19 protein-coding genes are annotated in these 19633 nt (G+C 69.1%); 8 read left to right on the top strand and 11 right to left on the bottom strand.

The features are described from left to right. Nucleotides 1–8: 8 nt before the first annotated feature. Nucleotides 9–488, top strand: a complete 480-nt coding sequence (locus tag ABZV40_RS07195) for a DUF4262 domain-containing protein (protein ID WP_355437059.1) — start codon at nt 9–11, stop codon at nt 486–488. Here the strand turns inward: ABZV40_RS07195 and ABZV40_RS07190 are convergent. Beyond that, nucleotides 463–1422 (bottom strand): YafY family protein, encoded by a 960-nt coding sequence (locus ABZV40_RS07190; RefSeq protein WP_355437057.1) that lies wholly within the window; start codon nt 1420–1422, stop codon nt 463–465. The two genes, ABZV40_RS07195 and ABZV40_RS07190, sit on opposite strands and share 26 nt — an antisense overlap. 102 nt (nt 1423–1524) lie before the next feature. Here ABZV40_RS07190 and ABZV40_RS07185 point away from each other — a divergent pair, with 102 nt between their 5' ends. Then, a complete protein-coding gene (locus ABZV40_RS07185) occupies nt 1525–1992 on the top strand; it encodes a VOC family protein (RefSeq protein ID WP_355437055.1) in 468 nt (155 codons plus the stop codon). On the opposite strand, the gene ABZV40_RS07180 is transcribed toward ABZV40_RS07185, so the two are convergent. The 4 genes from ABZV40_RS07180 to ABZV40_RS07165 form a co-directional block, all read right to left on the bottom strand. Next, entirely contained in the window at nt 1976–3349 is a 1374-nt protein-coding gene (locus ABZV40_RS07180; protein WP_355437053.1) for an FAD-dependent monooxygenase, read from the bottom strand. The genes ABZV40_RS07185 and ABZV40_RS07180 overlap by 17 nt on opposite strands. Then, nucleotides 3350–4567 carry an MAB_1171c family putative transporter gene (locus ABZV40_RS07175; protein WP_355437051.1) on the bottom strand — a complete coding sequence of 406 codons (1218 nt, stop codon included), beginning with the start codon at nt 4565–4567 and terminating at the stop codon, nt 3350–3352. Further along, the gene (locus ABZV40_RS07170; protein WP_355437049.1) at nt 4554–5111 is read right to left on the bottom strand and encodes a hypothetical protein; all 558 of its coding nucleotides are present in this window, start codon (nt 5109–5111) and stop codon (nt 4554–4556) included. The genes ABZV40_RS07175 and ABZV40_RS07170 overlap by 14 nt, the downstream gene beginning before the upstream one ends. Before the next feature lie 64 nt (nt 5112–5175). Further along, entirely contained in the window at nt 5176–5883 is a 708-nt protein-coding gene (locus tag ABZV40_RS07165) for a hypothetical protein (protein WP_355437047.1), read from the bottom strand. 240 nt (nt 5884–6123) lie between these two features. Here ABZV40_RS07165 and ABZV40_RS07160 point away from each other — a divergent pair, with 240 nt between their 5' ends. Continuing rightward, the gene (locus ABZV40_RS07160; RefSeq protein ID WP_355437045.1) at nt 6124–7026 is read left to right on the top strand and encodes a diguanylate cyclase; all 903 of its coding nucleotides are present in this window, start codon (nt 6124–6126) and stop codon (nt 7024–7026) included. A 1-nt stretch (nt 7027) separates the two neighbouring features. Here ABZV40_RS07160 and ABZV40_RS07155 read toward each other — a convergent pair whose 3' ends face one another. Together ABZV40_RS07155 and ABZV40_RS07150 are read right to left on the bottom strand one after the other, a co-directional pair. After that, nucleotides 7028–7627, bottom strand: coding sequence for a DsbA family protein (locus ABZV40_RS07155; RefSeq protein WP_355437043.1), 600 nt, complete (start codon nt 7625–7627; stop codon nt 7028–7030). A 49-nt stretch (nt 7628–7676) separates the two neighbouring features. Then, a complete protein-coding gene (locus ABZV40_RS07150) occupies nt 7677–8156 on the bottom strand; it encodes a MarR family transcriptional regulator (protein WP_355437041.1) in 480 nt (159 codons plus the stop codon). Between the two features lie 84 nt (nt 8157–8240). On the opposite strand from ABZV40_RS07150, the gene ABZV40_RS07145 reads away from it, so the two are divergent. Continuing rightward, nucleotides 8241–10358 carry an NB-ARC domain-containing protein gene (locus ABZV40_RS07145; RefSeq protein WP_355437039.1) on the top strand — a complete coding sequence of 706 codons (2118 nt, stop codon included), beginning with the start codon at nt 8241–8243 and terminating at the stop codon, nt 10356–10358. 92 nt (nt 10359–10450) lie between these two features. Here the strand turns inward: ABZV40_RS07145 and ABZV40_RS07140 are convergent, their stop codons facing one another. Next, nucleotides 10451–11575 (bottom strand): hypothetical protein, encoded by a 1125-nt coding sequence (locus ABZV40_RS07140; RefSeq protein WP_355437038.1) that lies wholly within the window; start codon nt 11573–11575, stop codon nt 10451–10453. Between the two features lie 232 nt (nt 11576–11807). On the opposite strand from ABZV40_RS07140, the gene ABZV40_RS07135 reads away from it, so the two are divergent. Beyond that, nucleotides 11808–14768, top strand: a complete 2961-nt coding sequence (locus ABZV40_RS07135) for a BTAD domain-containing putative transcriptional regulator (protein WP_355437036.1) — start codon at nt 11808–11810, stop codon at nt 14766–14768. Nucleotides 14769–15171: 403 nt separating this feature from the next. Here the strand turns inward: ABZV40_RS07135 and ABZV40_RS07130 are convergent, their stop codons facing one another. From ABZV40_RS07130 to ABZV40_RS07120, 3 genes are all read right to left on the bottom strand, one after another. Further along, nucleotides 15172–16035, bottom strand: a complete 864-nt coding sequence (locus ABZV40_RS07130; protein ID WP_355437034.1) for a Scr1 family TA system antitoxin-like transcriptional regulator — start codon at nt 16033–16035, stop codon at nt 15172–15174. A 46-nt stretch (nt 16036–16081) separates the two neighbouring features. Further along, entirely contained in the window at nt 16082–17392 is a 1311-nt protein-coding gene (locus tag ABZV40_RS07125) for a DUF2252 domain-containing protein (RefSeq protein WP_355437033.1), read from the bottom strand. Nucleotides 17393–17465: 73 nt separating this feature from the next. Next, a complete protein-coding gene (locus ABZV40_RS07120; protein ID WP_355437031.1) occupies nt 17466–17936 on the bottom strand; it encodes a MarR family transcriptional regulator in 471 nt (156 codons plus the stop codon). Between the two features lie 88 nt (nt 17937–18024). On the opposite strand from ABZV40_RS07120, the gene ABZV40_RS07115 reads away from it, so the two are divergent. Genes ABZV40_RS07115 through ABZV40_RS07105 form a run of 3 tightly spaced genes read left to right on the top strand, consistent with a single transcriptional unit; the run spans nt 18025 to nt 19600 of the window. After that, nucleotides 18025–18639 (top strand): NAD(P)H-dependent oxidoreductase, encoded by a 615-nt coding sequence (locus ABZV40_RS07115; RefSeq protein ID WP_355437030.1) that lies wholly within the window; start codon nt 18025–18027, stop codon nt 18637–18639. A 20-nt stretch (nt 18640–18659) separates the two neighbouring features. After that, the gene (locus ABZV40_RS07110) at nt 18660–18785 is read left to right on the top strand and encodes a hypothetical protein (RefSeq protein ID WP_355437028.1); all 126 of its coding nucleotides are present in this window, start codon (nt 18660–18662) and stop codon (nt 18783–18785) included. 35 nt (nt 18786–18820) lie between these two features. Further along, nucleotides 18821–19600 (top strand): hypothetical protein, encoded by a 780-nt coding sequence (locus ABZV40_RS07105; protein ID WP_355437026.1) that lies wholly within the window; start codon nt 18821–18823, stop codon nt 19598–19600. The last annotated feature ends 33 nt before the right edge of the window (nt 19601–19633 follow it).

The raw sequence follows: 19633 nt of genomic DNA, 5'->3' as shown, positions 1-19633 counted from the left end.
AGACCCCGATGTGCTGGGACTGCGACCACCCCGCCAGCCGCATGGACGAACACCTGGCCACCCTGCGCCGCTGCATCGACGCCCGCGGCTGGGCCGTCCAGGCGGTGGAACGAGACCGGGCCCACCCGCCGTGGGCGTACACCGTCGGGCTGACCGTGCGCGGCCTGCCCGAGCTCGTCGTCACGGGCATGCCCGTCCTGGAGGCCGGGCGCCTGCTCGACGACACCGCCGAACACCTGTCGCACAGCTGCGTTCCCTCGCCGGGCCAACGGTTCGCGCTCGAGGGCGGCCCGCTGCTGGAGGTTGTCCGCGTGGCCCGCCCGTGGGCGCACCTGCTGGTGTCCGCGCGTCTGTACGGCGAGGGCATCGCCGCGCTGCAGCTCGTGCACGCCGACGAGTCGGGCCGCTGGCCGTGGGACCCGTCGTACGCCGGCGTGCTGGGCGGTCAGCCGGTGCTGGGCGTCAGAGCGAGTCCACCGAGCGGGTGATCCGCTCACCCATCACCCGCAGGTGCTCGACCAGTTCCGGCGGTCCCTGCACGGTGAAGTCGCACCCGAGCGAGGTCAGGCGGAACGCGAGGTAGTCGACCGTGTCCTCGACGCTGTGCCACGTGCACGAGTCGTCGTCGAGAGCTGAGAGGTCGCCGGCGAAGTCCGCCAGCCGTGCCCGCGCCAGCTCCACGGGCAACCGCAGCGTCGCACGCGCCCGGTAGGTCGGCGCCGTCTCGTACATCTTCCGCGTGACGTACTCGGTCGCGTCCCCGCCCGGCGCCACCCGTGCCGCGAACCGGGCCCCGGTGGCGACGGCGGTGGAGACGCGGTCCAGCCGGAAGATGCGCCAGTCGTCCCGTTCCACGTCGAAGGCGAGGAGGTACCAGCGCCGCCCCAGCGCTACCAACTGAACAGGTTCGACGTGCCGCTTCGACGCCACACCTTCCTGCGCCGCGTAAGCGAACCGCACCCGCTCCCTCGCCTGCACCGCTCCGGCGATGATCGTGAGCTGAGCCGGGTCGACCAGCGAGGCGAACGGCGACGCGGAAGCCGCGGTGGCGGCCGTCAGCGACGACACCCGCCGCGCCAGCCGAGGCGGCAGAACCTGCTGCAGCTTCGCCAACGCCCGCAGCGACGCCTCGGCGATGCCCGCCACGGGCTGCCTCGCCGCCGTCCGCAACCCGACCGCGATGGCCACGGCCTCCTCGTCGTCGAGCAACAACGGTGGCATCGCCTTGCCCGCGCCCAACCGGTACCCGCCCAGCGCTCCCATCGTGGCCTCGACGGGATACCCGAGGTCGCGCAACCGGTCGACGTCCCGCCGCACCGTCCGCGACGTGACCCCCAACCGCTCGGCCAGCTCGCTGCCGGGCCATTCGCGCGGGGTCTGCAGCAGCGACAGCAGACGCAACAACCGAGCCGCATCACTCACGCCGCTCAACCTAGGCGGTGTAGCGCCCGGCCCAAATAGGACAGATACCGTCCTATATCGGTCATACGGTCGTCCCCGACAACAACGAAGGGACAGGACCCGATGAACGTCGTGCCCGAGGGCTACCACACCGTCACCCCGTGGATGATCACCGCAGGCCACACCGCCGAGCTGATCGACTTCATCACGGAGGTGTTCGACGCCGTCGAGCTCGGCCGCGTGGGCGAGGCGCCGGACATCGGTCACGCCGAGGTCCGCATCGGCGACTCGGTGGTGATGCTGTTCGACCGCCCGGACTGGCCGCTCACCCCGGCGTTCCTGCGCCTCTACGTCGCGGACGACGCCGAGGTGCTGAAGCGGGCGACCGAGCGCGGGGCGACGGTGGTCACCGAGCCGACCGAGCTGTTCTGGGGCGACCGGGTCAGCAGGTTCACCGACCCGTTCGGCAACCTGTGGTGGGTGCACCAGCGCGTTGCGGAGCCGACCCCGGAGGAGTTGAACGCCAGGATGCAGGACCCGGCGTTCATCAGGGCCATGGCCTACGTGCAGGGCTTCAGTCCGCTGACGTGACTCGCGAGCGTTCGACCGCCGTCAGCGTCGGCTCCGGGGGCGCTGAGCGGGGGCCGCGCAGGGTCGCCCAGACCACCTTGGGGCTGACCAGCTTCGCCATCGGCCCGGACAGCGTGAACGCCTCCAGGAACGCCCGCGTCACCGCCATCTCGGTGGTCGCGGTGCGCACCAGCCGGTCGACGTACCGCTGCAGCACGCGTCCGGCCAGCGGCAGCGGTTTGCCGACCGCGCCGGGGTAGAGGATGTCCTGGTTGGTGGCCATGGCCCAGGCGCCGTCGACCACCTTGCCGATGCCGCGCTGGATGCGTTGCGACGAGTGTCCTGCGCTCAGGCCCGCGTCCAGGGCCTGAGCGCTCTGCGCCGCGACGGACATGCCGTGCCCGTAGACGGGGTTGTAGGTGGCGACGGCGTCGCCCAGCGCCAGCAACCCGACCGGCCAGGACTTCATGCGCTCGTAGAACATCCGGCGGTTGGCCGTGCTGTGCGAGCCGTAGACCGGCGACAACGGGGTGGCGTCGGCGATCAGTTCGCCCACCACGGGGTTGCGCACGGAACGCGCGAACGCCACGAACTCCGACTCGTCGGTCGAGGGTTCCCCGCCGCGCGTTCCGGACAGCGTCACGAGCCAGCGGCCGTCCTCGATGGGCAGCAACGTCGCCGTGCAGCCCGGATGCGGGTCGCGGGGGTTGGCCTGGACGTTGACGATCGGGAACCCGGAGGTCGCCGACGGCGGAGCCTGGAAGATCCGGGTGGCGTAGGCGAGGCCGGAGTCCACGCTCTCGGAGTGCACGGCCGGCAGCCCGAACGACTCCAGCCACGCGGGCAGCCGCGAGCCCCGCCCGGTGGCGTCCACGACCAGGTTGGCCTCCAGCGAGATCTGCTCGCGCGAGACGCGGTCCTCGACCAGCACCCCGGACACCGCGTGCCGGTCACCGAGCAACGACACCGGTTCGGTGCCGGTCAGGACCGAGATCTTGGTGTCCCGCAACGCCTGCGTGCGGACGACCCAGTCCAGCAGGCCGCGGCTGCACGAGACGATGAACTGCATCTCGGGGAACCGCGGCACCCATCCCTGCGCGCTCAACGACACCAGGTCGTTCGGCACGCCGATCCGGTGGGCGCCGGCCGCTGACAACGCGTCCAACGTGCCGGGCAGCAGCGACTCGATCGCCCGCGCGCCACCGGACATCAGCAGATGCGCGTGCCGGGCCTGCGGCACGCCGGAGCGGGTGCCTGGACCGTCCGGCAGTTTGTCCCGCTCCACCACGGTGACCTCGTCGAAGTGCCTGACGAGGACGGACGCCGCGAGCATGCCCGCGAGCCCTCCGCCGAGGACAACGGCGTGTGTGGGTGCCATTTACTCTTTTCCCCCTGCTGCTTGCACGCGCGTGGCGTCGGCGACCGCGGCGTCGACTATCGGCGAGTGCTGGAACGCGCGCGAGATGCGCACCCACCTGTCGTGCTCGGCGGCCAGGTCGGTGCCGTCGACGATCTCCGCGGCGGGACGGCGTTTCGCGGGCTTGGAAGAACGTCCGGACGAACCGGCTGCCCGCAGCTGCGCGGCCTCCACGACGGCGACGACCTCGTCGGAGGGCAGCGCGGCCTGGCGCGCGAGAGAAGTGGCCGTTTCACCGACGGTCAGGTCGAAGTACGGCGTGAGCGCCCAGCGCCAGTCGTTCAGCTCGATGATCTGCCGCCGCACCCGGTGGTGCGGGTTGAGGAACTTGCCCGGCGCCACCAGCACGATGCCGGGGTTCACGTGCACCAGCGCCCGGTGCAGCGGCCGCAACGCGAAGTAGGTCCGCCAGCGCCGCAACCACAGCGACGGCGACGGGCGGCGCGGGCCGAACACCGGCAGCGCCATCGCGATCACCAGCGGGATCATCGACAGCGACGCCATCAACGGCGCGGTCAGGCTCAGCACGTCGAAGCTGCGCTCGCCCGCCCAGTCCATCAGCAGCACGAACAGCTTGATCACCGCGAACGCCATCGGGAACAGCGCCGCCGCGCAGTACCAGCGCAGGCCGCGAGCGAGCCAGAGCCGGGCGGCGATCGCCTCGTCCCGCGAGCCCTGCCAGCAGTGGTAGGCCTGGCCGCCGCAGCCGATTCCGGTGGCCACGAAGTAGATGAACAGGAAGACCGCGATGGTCGGTTGCGTGGCGTAGAACGTGTCGAAGTCGACCTGGCGCTCTTCGCCGACCTCGGACTTGAAGAACAGCACGATCATCGCCGCGACGACCGTGCTGTAGCTGACGACGATCAGCCGGACCCGTTGCCACGCCTGGACCGCCGGGTAGCGCCAGTACAGCACCAGCGCGAACGCCGACCCCGCGAAGCACACCACCAGGCTGTAGACGAGCAACGCGGCGAAGTTCGGCACGCCGCTCACCCAGTTGATCCAGGTGATGTTCGCGGGCGCCGCGAAGAGCACGGCGAACGCGGAGAAGAAGCAGGTGGTGATCAGTGCCACGACACGGGGACTGCCCCAGCTCGACCGCAGCGCGCGGATCTTGTACGCGAGCAGGAGCAGTCCGACGACGCCGCACGAGAGGTAGATCAGGTTAAAGATCGCCACGACGCACCCAGCGAGATCTTCCTTCGAGGGACTCGGCCACCCGCCGCACGTGCGGTGGTTCCTCGGTCGCGGCCGTGTCGGCCCACACCCGGTGTTCCGTGAGGCGTTCCAGCAGGTGGTCCGCGAGGTTCTCGGCCTCGCGCTCCTCGTCCTCGGTCATGGTCGTGCGGCCCGCGATGATCTGCGCCATCCGCGGCAGCAGGTGCGGTGCCAGCTTGCGCATGCCCTCGCTGCGGCTCAGCGCCACCGGCTGGTGCTCCAGCAGCACGTGCGCGAACTCGTGCAGCAGCACGTGCAGGCGGTGGTACCAGGACTGCGAGTCGGCGCAGATCACGAGGTAGGTGCCGTTCTCGAGCAACGCGGTCGCGCCGCTCAGGCAGACCGCGTTCGTGATGGCGGCGAAGCGGACGTCGACCGGGCGTCCCAGCCGCTCGCTCATCAGCTCGCAGACCCGGCGGCTCGCGTCCCTGTGCGTGGCGTCGGGCGGCAGGTCGAGGTCGCGGGCGACCTCGTCGACCAGCTTGCGCAGTTTCCTGCGGTTCACCCGTCGCCTCCTCTCGATGTCGTCTGCAGCGGTCCAAGCGGAGATCTTCACGCCGTTGTCGTCATCAAGTCCGGTCCGGAGATGTACGGCGGCTGTTCAGCGGGAACGACCAGCCCTCGCCGACTTCGAGCGCCTGCCGGAACCCTTCTACCGCAGCGGCCCTGGCCTGCGGGGACAGTTCACCCGTACGTTCGGCCAGACGGGTGACGAACTCGACGACGCCGAGCTCGCGCAGGGCCAGGAAGTCGGTCAGCTCCGTGTCGACCCGCGCCGCGAGGTCGTCGTCGAAGAAGTACGCGGGGTCGGCGCCGAAGTGGTCGGCCAGGCCGAGGATGTGCTTGAGCCGCGGGTTGTCGCTCGTGTTGCTGAGCAGTTCGCGGATGTAGCTCGCCGAGATGCTGCCGAACTGGCCGGACGAGCTGATCGCCGCCGCGACCTCCTCCGGCGACCACGGTCCGCGGTCCGGCGGGTGCACGGCCTCGAAGAGCGTGCTCAACGCGGTGGGCCGCCAGCCAGGCCGTTCACCCGGGTGCAGCTCCTTGCGGCCGCCGAGGAACACCGCCGGGTGCACGCCGAGCGCGCCGGCGAGGTCGACGATGGCCTGGCAGGTCGGGTTGTCCTTCACCCCGAGCCGCAGCTGCGAGATGTAGCCGTGCCCGATGTCCCCACCCCGTGACTTCACCGCGGCGGCGAGCGCTACGTTGGTCACCTTGCCTTCGCCGTTGGGCGGGTTGGTGCACAGCTCGTTGAGCACCTCGGCGAACGGCCTCACGCCACACCTCCGCTGAGCGACCCCTGGCCAGCGATCATTCCACTGTTGTGGAACCCGAAGAGCATATGGCATCACAGGGGTTGAATCCAGCCGTCCGTAGCCCTATGATCACACTCCGCCGCTTGCACTGATGTGTCGCGTTTGATCCGAACGACGTCACTTCAGTTGAAGGAGGCAGCTAAAGCCAGTCAGATCTGATGTCTGGGGGGACTCATGACGACTGCGCGGATGGGGTCACCTGTGAACTACGGTTCTCTGCGCCTGCACGAGGAGAGCGCTCCCTCGCGTTGTGGTTCCTGTGCGCAGCCGGTGGGCGCGTGGGCCACCGACCGACTGACCGGCCTGCTGGGACGGTGGGGCTGGGACGACCAGGCGCCCGCGCTGTACCGCCGCGCCCAGCGCCGGTGGGAGCAGGTCGCGCTGCTCATGATCGACCTCGACCGGTTCAAGAAGATCAACGACGAGTACGGCCACCCCGCGGGTGATGTCGTGCTGAGCGATGTCGCGGACGTGCTGAAGACACACACGCGCTCGTCGGATCTCGTGTGCCGATACGGCGGCGATGAGTTCCTCGTGCTGCTGCCGCGCACCACGGCCGGTGAAGCGGCCGTCGTGGCCGAACGGATGCTGCGCGGAATCCGTGCGCTGCAGACCGAGATCACCACCAACGACGGCTACGGCATGACGTTGTACGGGCAGACCGCGTCCATCGGCGTCGCGTCGCACGTGCCGGGCGCCGAGGACGCGCTCATCGACCTCGTCCGCGACACCGACGCGGCGTTGCAGCGGGCGAAGCGCCAGGGTCGCGCCCGCGTGCAGGTGCACGACCCGAGCGCGTCCGCGTCCGAACGCAACCCCGACACCTCGGCGCTGCACCACCTCCTGGTCCTGCAGGACCTGATGAGCAGCGACCAGCTCCCGCACGTCCTGGTTGCGCTGTCCGATGGGGCCAAAGCGCTGGAGGAGCTCGCCCCGATGCTGGGGCCCGAAGTGCACTCCACCCTGGAGCGCTTGCAGCACAACGGTTTCGTGCACCGCCGGGCGTCACGCTACGAACTCACCGCCGCCGCGCGCGAGTGGCTCGCCGACGTGCTGCCCGTGGTGGCGGCGTGGGCGAACCGCCACCTGGGGCACGCGCACTGAGTCAGCCCAGCGCGGCCAGCCGCTGCTCGATCTGCTCGGCAGTGGCGTGCCCACGTGCGAGCACGAACGCGTCGTTGCCGCGCATGGCGATCAACGTCGGGAAGCTGCTGACGCCCAGCCGTGCCGCCAGCGCGAAGTCTGCGTCGGCCGCGGAGGTCTTGAACGCGCCCACGACCGCATCGGAGTCGAGTCCGAACGCGTCGGCGATCGTCCGGTAGGTCTTGGCGTCGGACAGGCTCAACCCGTCGTGGAAGAAGGCCTGCTGCATCGCGACGGCGAGCTCGGCGGCCCGTTCCGGCGCGGCCTGGCGCAACGCGATCAACCCGCGTGCGGCGGCCTCGGAGTCCATGACGAACGACCCGTCCGCGAGCAGCGCGTCGAAGGCGCCGCCGAACCGGGCGCCGGTCCGCTCGGTGATCTGGGCGTTGGCGCCCTTGATGAACCCGAACTCGCGGATCGGCACCCGCCGCTGCCCGGTGAACAGTCCGCCGGAGACCACCTCGACGGGCAGGTCCCGGTGGCGTGCGACGACCTCCTCCAAGGTGCCGGAGAACGCGTGCGACCAGCCGCAGTAGGCGTCGAAGACGTAGACGAGCTTCACGACCGGTACAAACTTCCTGACTCATCAGGTATTCCGGCTGTGGGCTGACTCACTTCAGCGGTGGCAGTGCGTCCCGTGCCGCGTGGCTGAGCAGCCGCAGGTCCTCGGCGAACCGCTCCCGGTGGTCCTGCGGCAACGGCTCCAGGAAGTGCCGCTTGATGTTCTCCACGTGCAGCTTCGCCGCCTGGACCAGCTTCTCCTCGCCGGCCGGGGTGAGCGTGACGAGACGGCCGCGCCGGTCGGTCGGATGCGCGGCGCGGGCCACGAGCCCTTCGCGCTCCAACCGGTCGATCACCCGCGTCGCGCCGCCCGTCGTGAGCACCTGCTCCTGGCTGATCGCCCGCATCGACATCCCCGGCGTGCCGGCCCGTCCCAGGATCAGCAGCACCTCGAACTCCAGGTGCGTGATCCCGCACTCGCGTTCCAGCGCGCGCCCCAGGAGGTACTCCAGGCGGTTCGCGGCGCCCTGCAACCGTCCGAACGCGAGCACCAGCGGGTTGGCCGCGGCGTCCTGCGGAGTCTCGATCACCTTCGTCAGGGTAGGCCTCCGCCGATTTGGCGGCTGCCTTGGCGTTCCTCCAAGTCCTAGCGTGGATGGCGGGGGTGATGCCGGGTGGCCGGAGTCGAGAACACCGTGTCCGGGTCCGCCGGGAACGTGGTGCAGGCGGGGTCGATCGGTTCGGTGCACATCCATTCCGGACCACCTGGAAACCTCGTGCCGCACCAGCTGCCGCCCGCACCGCGGGTGTTCGTCAGCCGGGCCGACGAGCTGACCGAGCTCGACCGGTGGCACGAGCACGAAGATCACCAGCTGCTCGTCGTGGTCAGCGGGCCGGCCGGGGTCGGCAAGACCTCGTTGGCGCTGCGGTGGTTGCACGACACCCGTGACCGGTTCCCCGACGGCCAGCTCTACGTCGATCTCGGCGCCCACGCGGATCCCGCGCAGCCCGGCGAGGTGCTCGAGTGGTTCCTCGGCGCGCTCGGCGTCGAGGCCGTGCCGCCGACCCTGCCGCAACGGCAGGCGCTCTTCCGGTCGCTCACGGCCGACCGGTCGTTCTCGGTCCTGCTGGACAACGCCGCCAGTGCCGCGCAGGTCAGGCCGCTGCTACCCGCGTCACCGGGCTGCGTGGTGGTGGTGACGAGCCGGTGGAGGCTCAGTCCGCTCGGCCTGGACGGCGCCCGGTTCATCGAAGTCGATCCGATGGACCTGCGGGCGTCCGTGGAGCTGCTCGAACAGGTCGTCGGGGAGCCCCGGCTCGCCGACGAGGCCGACGCGGCACGTGAGCTCGCGCGGTTGTGCGGCGGGCTGCCGATCGCGCTCGGGGTGATCGGCGCACGGTTGTCCCGGCGGCCGCGGCGCACGTTGGCGAGGGAGGTCGACGAGCTGAGAACCGAGAACCGGCGGCTGGCGGGCCTCGACCTCGGCGGGTCGATCTCGGTGAGCGCGGTCCTCGATCTGTCCTATGTGGACCTTCCGCCGCGCCAGGCCCGGCTCTACCGGTTGGCCTCGTGGCATCCGGGCATCAGCTTCGGGGTGGCGGCCGCGGCGGCCATGGTCGCGGACGACGTCGGTGAGGTCGAGGACGATCTCGACGACCTGGTGGAGAAGAACCTCCTCGTCGAGGTTGACGACGACCGGTTCCGGTTCCACGACCTCCTCCGACTTCACGCCCGTGGGCAGGACGACACCGAACACGTCGATGCGGTCCATCGGGCCGTGGAGTTCTACCTGGACAAGGCAGTCGTTGCGGACGCGGCTGCGATCCCCGGCCGTCCGCGGGTGGGTCCGCGCTTCAAGTCGGCGGATCCCGAGGCGTTCGGTTCGCGGGCCGAAGCGCTGGACTGGCTCGACCACGAGCGCGACAACCTCGTGCAGGCGTTGCGCGCGGCGGACTTCCACGGCTGGCCGGAACTGGTCTGGCAGCTCGCCGAGGCCATGTTCGCGTTGTTCCAACGGCGACACCACTACTCGGACTGGCTGTACACCCACGAACTGGGCGTGCGTGCCGCGCAGCTGTGCGGTGAACGAACCGCTGAAGCCCGCCTGCGCAACCAGCTCGCCGTCGCGTTCCGCAACCTCGACCGGCTGGACGAGGCGACCGCCCAGACCCGCCTCGTGCTCGACCTCGCGGGCGAGCACGACCTCGGCAGCCGTGCGACCGCCCTGAAACGGCTCGGCCACATCCACCGGTTGAAGGGTGAGTTCGACGTCGCCCTCCGGTACTTCCGCGAGGGACTCGACGCGGAGACCCGCCATGAGCGCGTGCGCGGCATTGGCCTCACCCGACGTCATATCGGCGAGTTGCTCATCGAGATGGGGCGGACGGACGAGGCGATCGCTGAACTTCAGGAGTCCGAGGCGTTGCTGGACAACGTTGTGGACAAGGCGCGCGCACGGATGTTCTTGTCCCGTGCGCTACTCAACGCCTCACGGTTCGACGAGGCCGCACGTCTCGCCCGCAGTGTGCTCGCGGACGTCCGTGACGCCGGCTCGCCCCTGCACGTCGCCGATGCGTTCGAGCTGATGGGCGAGATCGCCGAACGGCAGGGCGATCTCGCGCAGGCTCGCGACCACCACCGCTCCGCGCTGGCCTGCTACGGCGAATCCTTCGACCCCAGCGCCGACCGCGTCCGGGCCCGGCTCGTCGCGCTGGACCGGAACGACGACGAGCGAACACCCGACGTACCGCCGCAACAACAGCCGGGCGACCGCGAGCGCCACCTCGGTTGACGGCTCGGGCGCCACCAGCAGCACGTCCGCCAGCGCCCGCCACCTCGGTGCCGCGCGGTCAGCCCGGACGAGCAGCACGCCGTCCTCCCTGATCACACCCTCGGCAACGAACACGGCGACACCGACACGGCGTGGACCGGCTCCGGGATGCCGAGCAGGCGGTACATGGCGGCCCGCAGGATCGCGCCCGACCGGTCGAGCCGCGAGCTGACCAGCTCCGCGAACCCCGGCACCGGCACCGCCGCCGCGAGATCGCCGTCGTACGCCGGCACGGCCCGGCGCAGGACGTCGGCGAGGCTGCCGTCGCGCACCTCGGGACAGGTGGCGAGCAGCATGCGCGCACCGACCGCGGCGGCGTACTGGGTGGTCGACCCGAAGTCCCCGATGACGACGTCGCTCGCGATCATCGTTGCGCGCCAACCCTCTTCGGGCGGAATGACGGTCACGTCGCAACCCGCGAGCCACGACCGCACCTGCCAGGCGCTGTGCGTGGCCCAGATGTTCGGGTGCAGCACCGCGGCCACCTTGGCGGTGCGCGGAAGCTCCCGGTAGAGCTCGGGGCGTTGCCAGAAGGTCGACTCCCCGGTCCACGTCGAGCTGATGGTCACCAGCGTCTCGCCGGGCCGCACCCCGAGCGCCCGCCGGTAGTGCTCGCGGAACGGCAGACTCGCCCGCATCCGGTCCAGGCAGATGTCACCCGCGACGACGGCCACCGGCAACGCCTCGGGACACGACTCGGCCAGCGCGTCGAGCTCCTGGTCGTGCGACAGCACGATCGCCGACGCCGGCACCTTCCCACCGCGCATGAGCTGCTGCCGGTCGAGCCCGTGCACCGGCCGCGCGTCCTTCCCCGCCGCCCGAGCCCGTTCGCGCGACTTCATGGCACTGGCCCCGTGCGGCAACACCAGCACGGGCCCCGGCGCCCGGTCGACGTACCGGAAACTGGCCGCGAGCACGAGGTCGAACTCGTGCTGTGACGCCATCTCCCACGGCACCACCAACGCGCCGATCGCGGCGAGCAACCTCGTGGTCTCGCCGCAGGGATCCGGCTGCGTGAAGTAGACCTGGACGCGAAAGTCGCTGTCCAGCAACGGCAACAGGTCGAGCAGCCGCGTGCACGCCACCATGGTGGGCACGATCACCAGCACCTTGCGGCATCCCGGCACCGTCACCCGGTGCGCACCTCCCGCACCGAGCGGGGTGGTCAACCAGTTCATCTCGGCCTCCTCGGTCGAAGCGATGCCAAGACCATCCAGGCCGGACCGTTCATTGAGCTGTCGGAAACTCTTCACGCACCTCAGCGCACTTCCGTCAAGGCGATCGGACGTGTCTCCGCCGCCATTCACACGCTCATGTCATTGGACTGTCATCTATCTGTCTTCTTCGGCCGAACGAGTGCATTGCATCGGTCTTGGGCGGGGAGGACACTCTTTGGCGGGGACGCGAGGGGTGGCGCTGGTGGGTGCGCGATTCACGATTCTGGGACAAACGGGGATACGTGTCGGCGAGCAGGTCGACACGCAATGGGGCCCGCTCAAGCAGCGCGCGATGCTGGCCGTGCTGCTGACTCGCCCAGGTAGCGCAGTACCTGCGGCGGAGCTGGTCGACTGGATCTGGTCGGATGAACAGGAGCTGCCGAAGAATCCGGTGCAGGCGCTGCACCTGTATTCCTCGCGGATTCGCTCCGTGCTCGAATCATTGCCGGACCGGGTGGAATTGTCGGTGTCCAACGGCGCTTATCGACTGGACGTCGACCGAAAATTCGTGGACTACTTCCAGTTCCGCGACCACGTTGACCGTGCGCGCGAACTGGCCGCCGGCGGTGATCACCAGCAGGCGCTGGACGCGATTCGTTCGGCATTCCTCATCTGGCGTCATCAGGTGCCCCTCGAGGACCTGAAATCCGACCGCGCCGCGACCTGGCGGCGCAATGCCCTGCTGAACCGGCAGATGCCCGCCTACGACCTGCTGTGCAAAGAGCTCCTGGTGCTCGGCGAGTACAACGCGGTCCTGGACGCGCTCGACGACCTGGAGCCGGACTACCTGACCCACCCGGCCTTGCTGAAGCACCGGCTCGACGCCCTGTACCGGTTGCTGAGGACCGAAGAGGCCACGCAGCTGTTCCTCAACATGCACAAGGCCTTTCGCTCGGAACTGGACGACGTCGCCGCGGACGACCTGCGCAAGTTCCACGACAAGCTCCAGGACCACGGCGTCGCCCACGTCGAACCGGCCACCGCGACGGCCGGTGTTCCCGCGCCGCAACAACTTCCGCTCGACGTCCCGCTGTTCGTGGGCCACGAGGACAAGCTCGCCGCGCTGGACACCTCGACCGCGCAACCAGGTGTCGTGGTCGTGTCCGGCGTGGGCGGTGTGGGCAAGACCGCGCTGACGGTGCACTGGGCCCACTCCCGCCGCGCTCACTTCCCCGGCGTGCTCTTCGTCGACATGCAAGGCTTTTCCGACGGCGCCCTGGTCAACGCCGCTTCCGTCGTCGACCGCTTCCTGCAGGGCCTCGGCGTGCCGCCGGACCGGATCGCCAACCCGGAGCACCGGCTGGCCAAGCTCCAGTCGGTGCTGTCCGGCCGCCGGCTCCTGGTGATCCTGGACAACGTCCGCGACACCAACCAGATCCATCACCTGCTGCCGCTGTTCGCGTCCTGCGTCGTCGTGGTGACGAGCCGTTCCAGGCTGTCCGGCCTCGCGGCCCGCCTGGCGCCGCGCCGGATCTCGATCGATCCGCTCGACGCCCCGGAGGCGAGCCGCCTGCTCCTCGACCGCATCGGCGAGCGCGGCAGAGGCAATGACGACCTGCTGGCGCTGACGCAGGTCTGCGGTGGCCTGCCGATCGCGTTGAAGGTGCTCGCCAACCACATCGCGACCAGGCCGGGCGTGCGGCTGGGCGCGTTCGTCGACCACTTCCGCGACCGAGGTGTCCTCGACATCGGCACCATGCACGGTCCACGTGCGGTGTTCATGCAGTCGTTGCGCGCCTTGGAACCCGACGCACGCCTGTTGTTCCGCACGATCGGAGCGCACCCGGGACCGGGCATCAGCGTGAGCGCCGCGGCCGCCATGGCCGCGCTGCCGGCACGCCGCGTCCACGAGGCGCTGGATGCGTTGGTGGAAGCGCATTTGCTGGAACAGGCCGGCGAGCTGGACCGGTTCAAGTTGCACGATCTGCTGCGCGAGTTCTCGTCCGGGTTGCTCGACGATGCCGAGGAGCGGTTGGCGATCGAACGGCGAATGCTCGACTTCTACCTGAGGACAGCGGAAAACGCCGACATGACGGTGTTCTCCACGTTGGTTCGAGTGATCACATCGGACAGTGACGCGGATGTCGGCGCACTGAGCTTCGACAACGCGTCAGCCGCTCATCACTGGTGCGCGGCCGAGGCGCAGAACCTCGTCGCGTTGGTGCGCTTCGCCTTGGCCGCAGGGCACTTCGAGCACGCGATGCAGATTCCGCAGCTGGTGGGGGAGATCTGGCTCAGACAAGGCCGCACCGAAGAGGTGCTGCACGTCCTGCACGCCGGTCTGGCCGCGGCGAAGGCTCTCGGTGAGCCGGCGGAGGCCGAGGCGGCCGTGTTGATGCATTCGATCGGTGCGACCTACTTGTTGCGCCAGGAGTACGGGCGTGCCGAGCACTACGTCCACGCGGCTCACCTTGGTTTCGTGCGGGCCGGTGGTGACCAGACCACGGGGATTGCCGCCTGTCTGCACACCGGTGCCCGGATCCTGGTGGCAACGGGAAACATCCCGATGGGAATCGACTCCCACGAACGCGCATTGGCGATGGTGCGCAAGATTCCCGACAGTGGAATGGAACAGATCTTCCTGTTCAGGGCGGGGGAGGCGTACAAGCACGCCTTCGACTACGAGCGCGCGGCTTCCTATTACCACCAGGCGTTGGCGCTGGCCCGTGCACAGGAGGACGAAGCCTCCGAGGCGACGGTTCTCCAGTTGCTCGGCGCCTTGCGGCTCGCTCAGGAACGCACTGCGGAAGCGCGGGGCTTCGCTGAAGCCGCGCTGCTGAAACACGCTCGTTTACTGGCGGTGGGTCGCGCTGGTGAATCTTGTGCGTTGTTGAGTGAGATCGAGGCGGACGACGGAAATTGGTTGAATGCTAAACGGTACGCGCGTCAGGCTATTCGCCTTTGCAGTCGGGCCGGGGTGCCACTCAGTGAGGCGACTGCGCTGCACGTGCTCGGTCGCATTCTCGCACGTGATGCGCAGCTCGACGGGGCCGTTGAGGCGCTGGAACGGGCGGAGGCCATCTTCGCCGATCTCGACCACGGACGCAGTGTGCAAATAGCCGCTGAACTGCGTGTGCTGCTGGCTGAACGCGGTGTTCCACCTACGCGGACAGGGTCCCCCGTCGTAGGTCGGGGCAATGAAGTTCGCCATTAATCGATCCTACTTTCAGTATCTTTAACGGCGTCGGTACTCCATTTGGGTGTCACCCGTTATTTGAAAACTCCTCGGGTTTGACGGGCATCCCGCAGCTGTGAGTAGTATTCCGCTGTCATTGGAATGCCCCGACTCGCACGAACCGGAGGATCCTGAGATCGACGCCTTCAAGAAGGTGGGACGACCGCTGCTGGTGGTAGCCGTTATGGCCGCAGTGGGCTTCGGATTGGTCTACGCGAGCTCGACGTCGAGTAGCACGGACGCGAGCCGTTTCTGGGTCAACAGCGTGACAGCGGAGACCACGCCGGCGCAATAACTGAGATCGCGGGAGCTATCCCCCGGCCGCGATTTCGAAAATTGTTCACCAGGCGGGTTGTCGCGCGCCCGCCTGGTGAACAGGCGCTCAGCTCGCCAGTCGGTCGATCCGGTCGAGGACGTCGTAGAGTCCGCCGACCTGACGCAGGTAGTGACGGGACCGGTCCTCGCTCAGGGCGCGGTCCCGCAACGAGATCACGGTCCGCCGGTACGGCCGGATGTCGTTGTTGGACGTGATCACAACGACTCCCGGAGCCGTCGACAGCACGATCTGGCGGTCGTCGTGCATCTCGAAGGCGTGCTGGGGCAGTGGTGTCACCAGCGCCTCGTCGTTGACCAGTCGGATGATGACGTTCGAGCCGTGTCCAGCCGTCGCCGCCGCGGTCCGCAGCTGATCCGCCATGATCCGCAACGACCCGACGTGCGTGCGCAACGCGGACTCGAACACGAAGAACTCGAACCGGAAGCCCGGCGTCTCCAGCAGCCGCTGCCGCTTGCGGGCCAACGCCGTCACCCTCGCCGCGTCGCGCTCGGTCTGGGGCCCGGCTGCCGCGGCCAGGTAGTCGTGCGTGCGCAACCAGTCCGGCACCACAGCCGGATCGGCCGCCACTACGTGCCCGGTGGCGCTGAACTTGGTCAGCAAAGCGGCGTGCTCGTTGGATGCACTGCGGCGCAGCACGCCCCGTTGCCCGGCGCGGTCGGCCCACAGGCGTTCGACCAGGTCGAGTGCGCGCGCCGTCGCGTCCGGGTCCATGCCCAGCCCGGCCGCGAGGCGGCGCACGTCGTCCGGGCTGGGCAGCAGGATGCCGTTCTCGACCTTGGACAGCTTGGACTGGGTGAAGCCCGCCCGCCGCGCCGCCTCCGACCCCGTGAGCTGGGCCCTCTTCCGGTGTGTGCGGAGGAGGGCACCCAGGTCGTCGAGGTCGTGCTGGGCGTCGTCGGAGCGGGCCATCGGAGCTTCCTGTCGTCGATTGGCCGCAAACGTACCGCCGAACGGTCTAGGCGGTCGAGCCGACACCCTTGATCCGGCCCTCGCGGAACGCGTCCACGAACAGGCGGTGGTCCTCGCGGGTCTGGCGGCCGTAGTCGAGCGCGAAGGCCACGATCGAGTCGGCGAACTCCGTGTCGCGGGAGCCGATCACCTCGGCGATGGCCTCCTCGCACTGGAAGGCCACGAGGGTCTGGGACGAGTCCTCGTCGGCCACGCAGTGCATCTTGGCGGTGGCGCGGCCCAGGTGGTCGAGGACCGGCAGCATGTCGGCGGGCTCGGTGAGGTCGGACCAGTCCAGGTCGGACTCGTAGGGGGAGAGTTCGGCGACGACGTAGCCGGTGCCGTCGACCTGGGTGTGGCCGAGCCACGGGTCGGCGTGGGCCTGCAGGGCTCGCTGCGAGACGGCGGTGCGGTGGCCGTGGTCGGTGAAGTACTCGCGGATGCGCTCGTCGGGGACGATGCGGCTGGGTGCGGCGACGTTGGCCTGTTTCATCGACAGCACGACGTCGTTCTCCAACGCCTGGGTGTGGCCCTCGACGAGGATGTTGTAGGCGTGCAGGCCCGCTGAGCCGATGCCGAAACCGCTGCGGCCCACCACGTCCTTGACGGTGTAGGTGCGGCTGCTGGCGCGCTTGCCGGTGGGGATGGTGTCCAGGTAGGACGCGAAGGCCTCCTCGACGGCGGCGCGGACCGACGGGTCGAGCTCGTGGGTGCCCTCGCGGTCGCGGCGGAAGACGCGTTCGTAGCCGACGACGACGGTCTTCTCGTCCAGCAGGCCGATCCGGGTGGCGAGGCGGGCGCGTTGCAGGACGTGGTGCAGGGCGCCCTCGGTGTTGTCGAGGCGGAGGCTGAAGAGCTCGTCGCCCGGCTTCTCCGCGAACGTCCTGACCTGCCTGACGTACGCGCTCAGGTAGGTGCGGATCAGGTCGCTGATCACGCTGTCGGGCAACGCCTTGCGCCAGCCGAGCAACGCCATCGAGGCGGCGAAGCGGCGCAGGTCCCAGGTGAACGAACCGAGGTAGGCCTCGTCGAAGTCGTTGACGTCGAAGACCAGCGTGCCCTCGGAGTCCATGTAGGTGCCGAAGTTCTGGGCGTGCAGGTCGCCCTGGATCCAGATGCGGCTGGTGCGCTCGTCGGTCCACTCGTCCGGCATCTCGGCCATGTCGGCGTAGAACAGACAAGCGCTGCCTCTGTAGAACGCGAACGGTTCTGCCGCCATCTTGCGGAACTTGTGCCGGAACGCGGCCGGGTCGGCCGTCATCAGCTCGGTGAAGGCGTCCTCCAGCACGTGCACAATGCGGTCACCGCGATCGGTCATGGTGCCCTCCCTCTCTCGAACCTTCAGACGCGGATCCCGGTGCGAGGATGCGAGTGCACGTGCAAATTTCACGTCACGGCAGCTGCGTGGGGGAGTCGAGGCGATCGACCGCTTGCTCGCTCCACGCCCGGAGAAACGACGCCTGCCCGGGGGTCAGCGAGTCGAGGAAGTGACGGCGGATGTTGTTGCCGTGCACGAGGATGGCGCTCTGGGCGGCGCGGCGACCCTCGGACGTCAGCCCGATGCCCGCGCGGCGACCGTCGGCCCCGTACTGGGTGCGTTCGACGAAGCCGCGCTTCTCCATGCGGGTCAGCTGGTGTGCGACGCGGCTCTTGTCCCAGTCGAGCGACTCGGAGAGCTCGCCGACGCGCATCTCGCGGCGGCCTGCCTGCCACAGCGTCACCAGCACGCTGAACTCGGCCTTCGAGATGTCGCAGGTGCGCTGCAGACCGCGTTCCAGCTCCCTGGTGAGCAAACGCTGCGCGCGCATCCAGACGTCCCAGAACTCCCACTCCTCAGGCTCCAGCGGTTGGGTCTCCGTCATGCCGCTGAGAATACCGTGACCAGGAGAGTTGTCACTTCAACTCCGCATTGCCTAGAGTTGATGCGTCAACTCCTACGGAAGGGCGGCCATGACACTGCGCATCGCAGTCATCCTCGGAAGCACCCGTCCCGGACGCCGCGGAGACCAGATCGCCGCCTGGGCGATCCAGGCCGCTCGTGCCCACGGCGGAGCCGACTACGAACTCGTCGACCTCGCCGACCACGACCTCGGCAACCTCGACGAGCCCGGCAACCCGAACTTCCAGCAGTACCAGCACGACCACACCCGCGCCTGGAGCGCACTCGTCGACAGCTTCGACGGCTACGTGTTCGTCGTCCCCGAGTACAACCACTCCTACCCCGGCGCCCTGAAGAACGCCCTGGACTACGTCTACAAGGAGTGGAACGACAAGGCCGCCGGGATCGTCAGCTACGGCGGCTGGGTCGCCGGCGCACGGGCCGCGGAGGCGCTGCGGCTCGTCCTCGCCGAACTCCAGGTGGCCACGGTCCGTGCCCAGCCCACCATCTCGACGCACCCCTCGTTCCACACCGGCACCTTCGTTCCTCAGGAGGGCCTCGCGACCGCCATGGGCGGCATGCTCGATCAGGTGATCGCCTGGTCCGGCGCGCTGCGCGGGGTGCGGGAGGCCCGGCGCGAAAGAGCGGCGGTTTCGGGCAGGAATCGAGAAGCCGTGAGCAGGTGAGGGGACCTAGCGTCGACGGCATGTGCTTCATGTTCGGAGCCAGCAAGGAACACGTGCACCGCGTGCTCGGTCTCGTCGACGAGACCGAGCGTGACGACGAGGTGCCTGAGGAGGAACCGGCGGCGCAGGACTGGTCGCAGGACTAGGGATCCGGTTCATGCCCGGCAGTTGACTGCTGGGCATGAACGGATCGATGTCCCGCCGGAGCATCCTGACCGCGGCCGCGGCGGGCTCAGCGGCGGTTCTGCTCGGCACCGCCCGCGCCTCCGCGGCGACCCTGGTCACCCAGAGCGAGATCAACTCGCAGCCGACCTACTACGAGGTGAACGGCGCCGCGACGTCGTTCCGCTACGAGCCCGGCTTCTACTCGCGGCTCGAGACCTGGCACGTGCACTGGCGCAACTGGACGCCGAACCACTGGACCGTGCCGCACAAGATCTACTCGTACGGCGCGTACGTGGACAAGCCCGGCATGCACGGCGAGGGCCGCGCGTTCGACCTCGCCCGGCTGCTGATCACCAACCGCGACACGGGCGCGATGTTCACCGCGTTCAACGGCCGCTACGACCAGTGGCACAGCCTCACCGGTGACGCCCTGCGCACCGCCCGCACCCGCTATTGGGGCACCGTGGCGTCACTGCACTACCACTTCCGGCACGTCCTCTCGTACCTGGACAACGCCGAGCACCACAACCACGTGCACATCGACAACGCGGTGTCGGGCAGCGGCGACTCCAGCTTCGCCACGTCGTCGACCACGCAGACGTACTTCGTGCAGGCCGCGTGCCAGTACATCTGGGGTTATTCCACGGGAATCGACGGCGACTGGGGCCCGCAGACCCAGCGCGACTCCTCCGCCGCGCTCGTGCGGGCCGGGTCCGACGGCGTGATCACCACGCAGAGCCGCTGGCTCACGTTCTGCAAGGCCAGTGCGCAGCAGGCATGGGCACTCGTGCCCTGACCACAAGAGGGTGCGCCCCAGGTCGTTTCTGGG

It is taken from the genome of Lentzea sp. NPDC004782 (genome assembly GCF_040609115.1).
Taxonomy (GTDB): domain Bacteria; phylum Actinomycetota; class Actinomycetes; order Mycobacteriales; family Pseudonocardiaceae; genus Lentzea.
The sequence above is the reverse complement of the archived record's forward strand: the minus strand, read 5'-3'. Positions and strand labels throughout refer to the sequence as shown.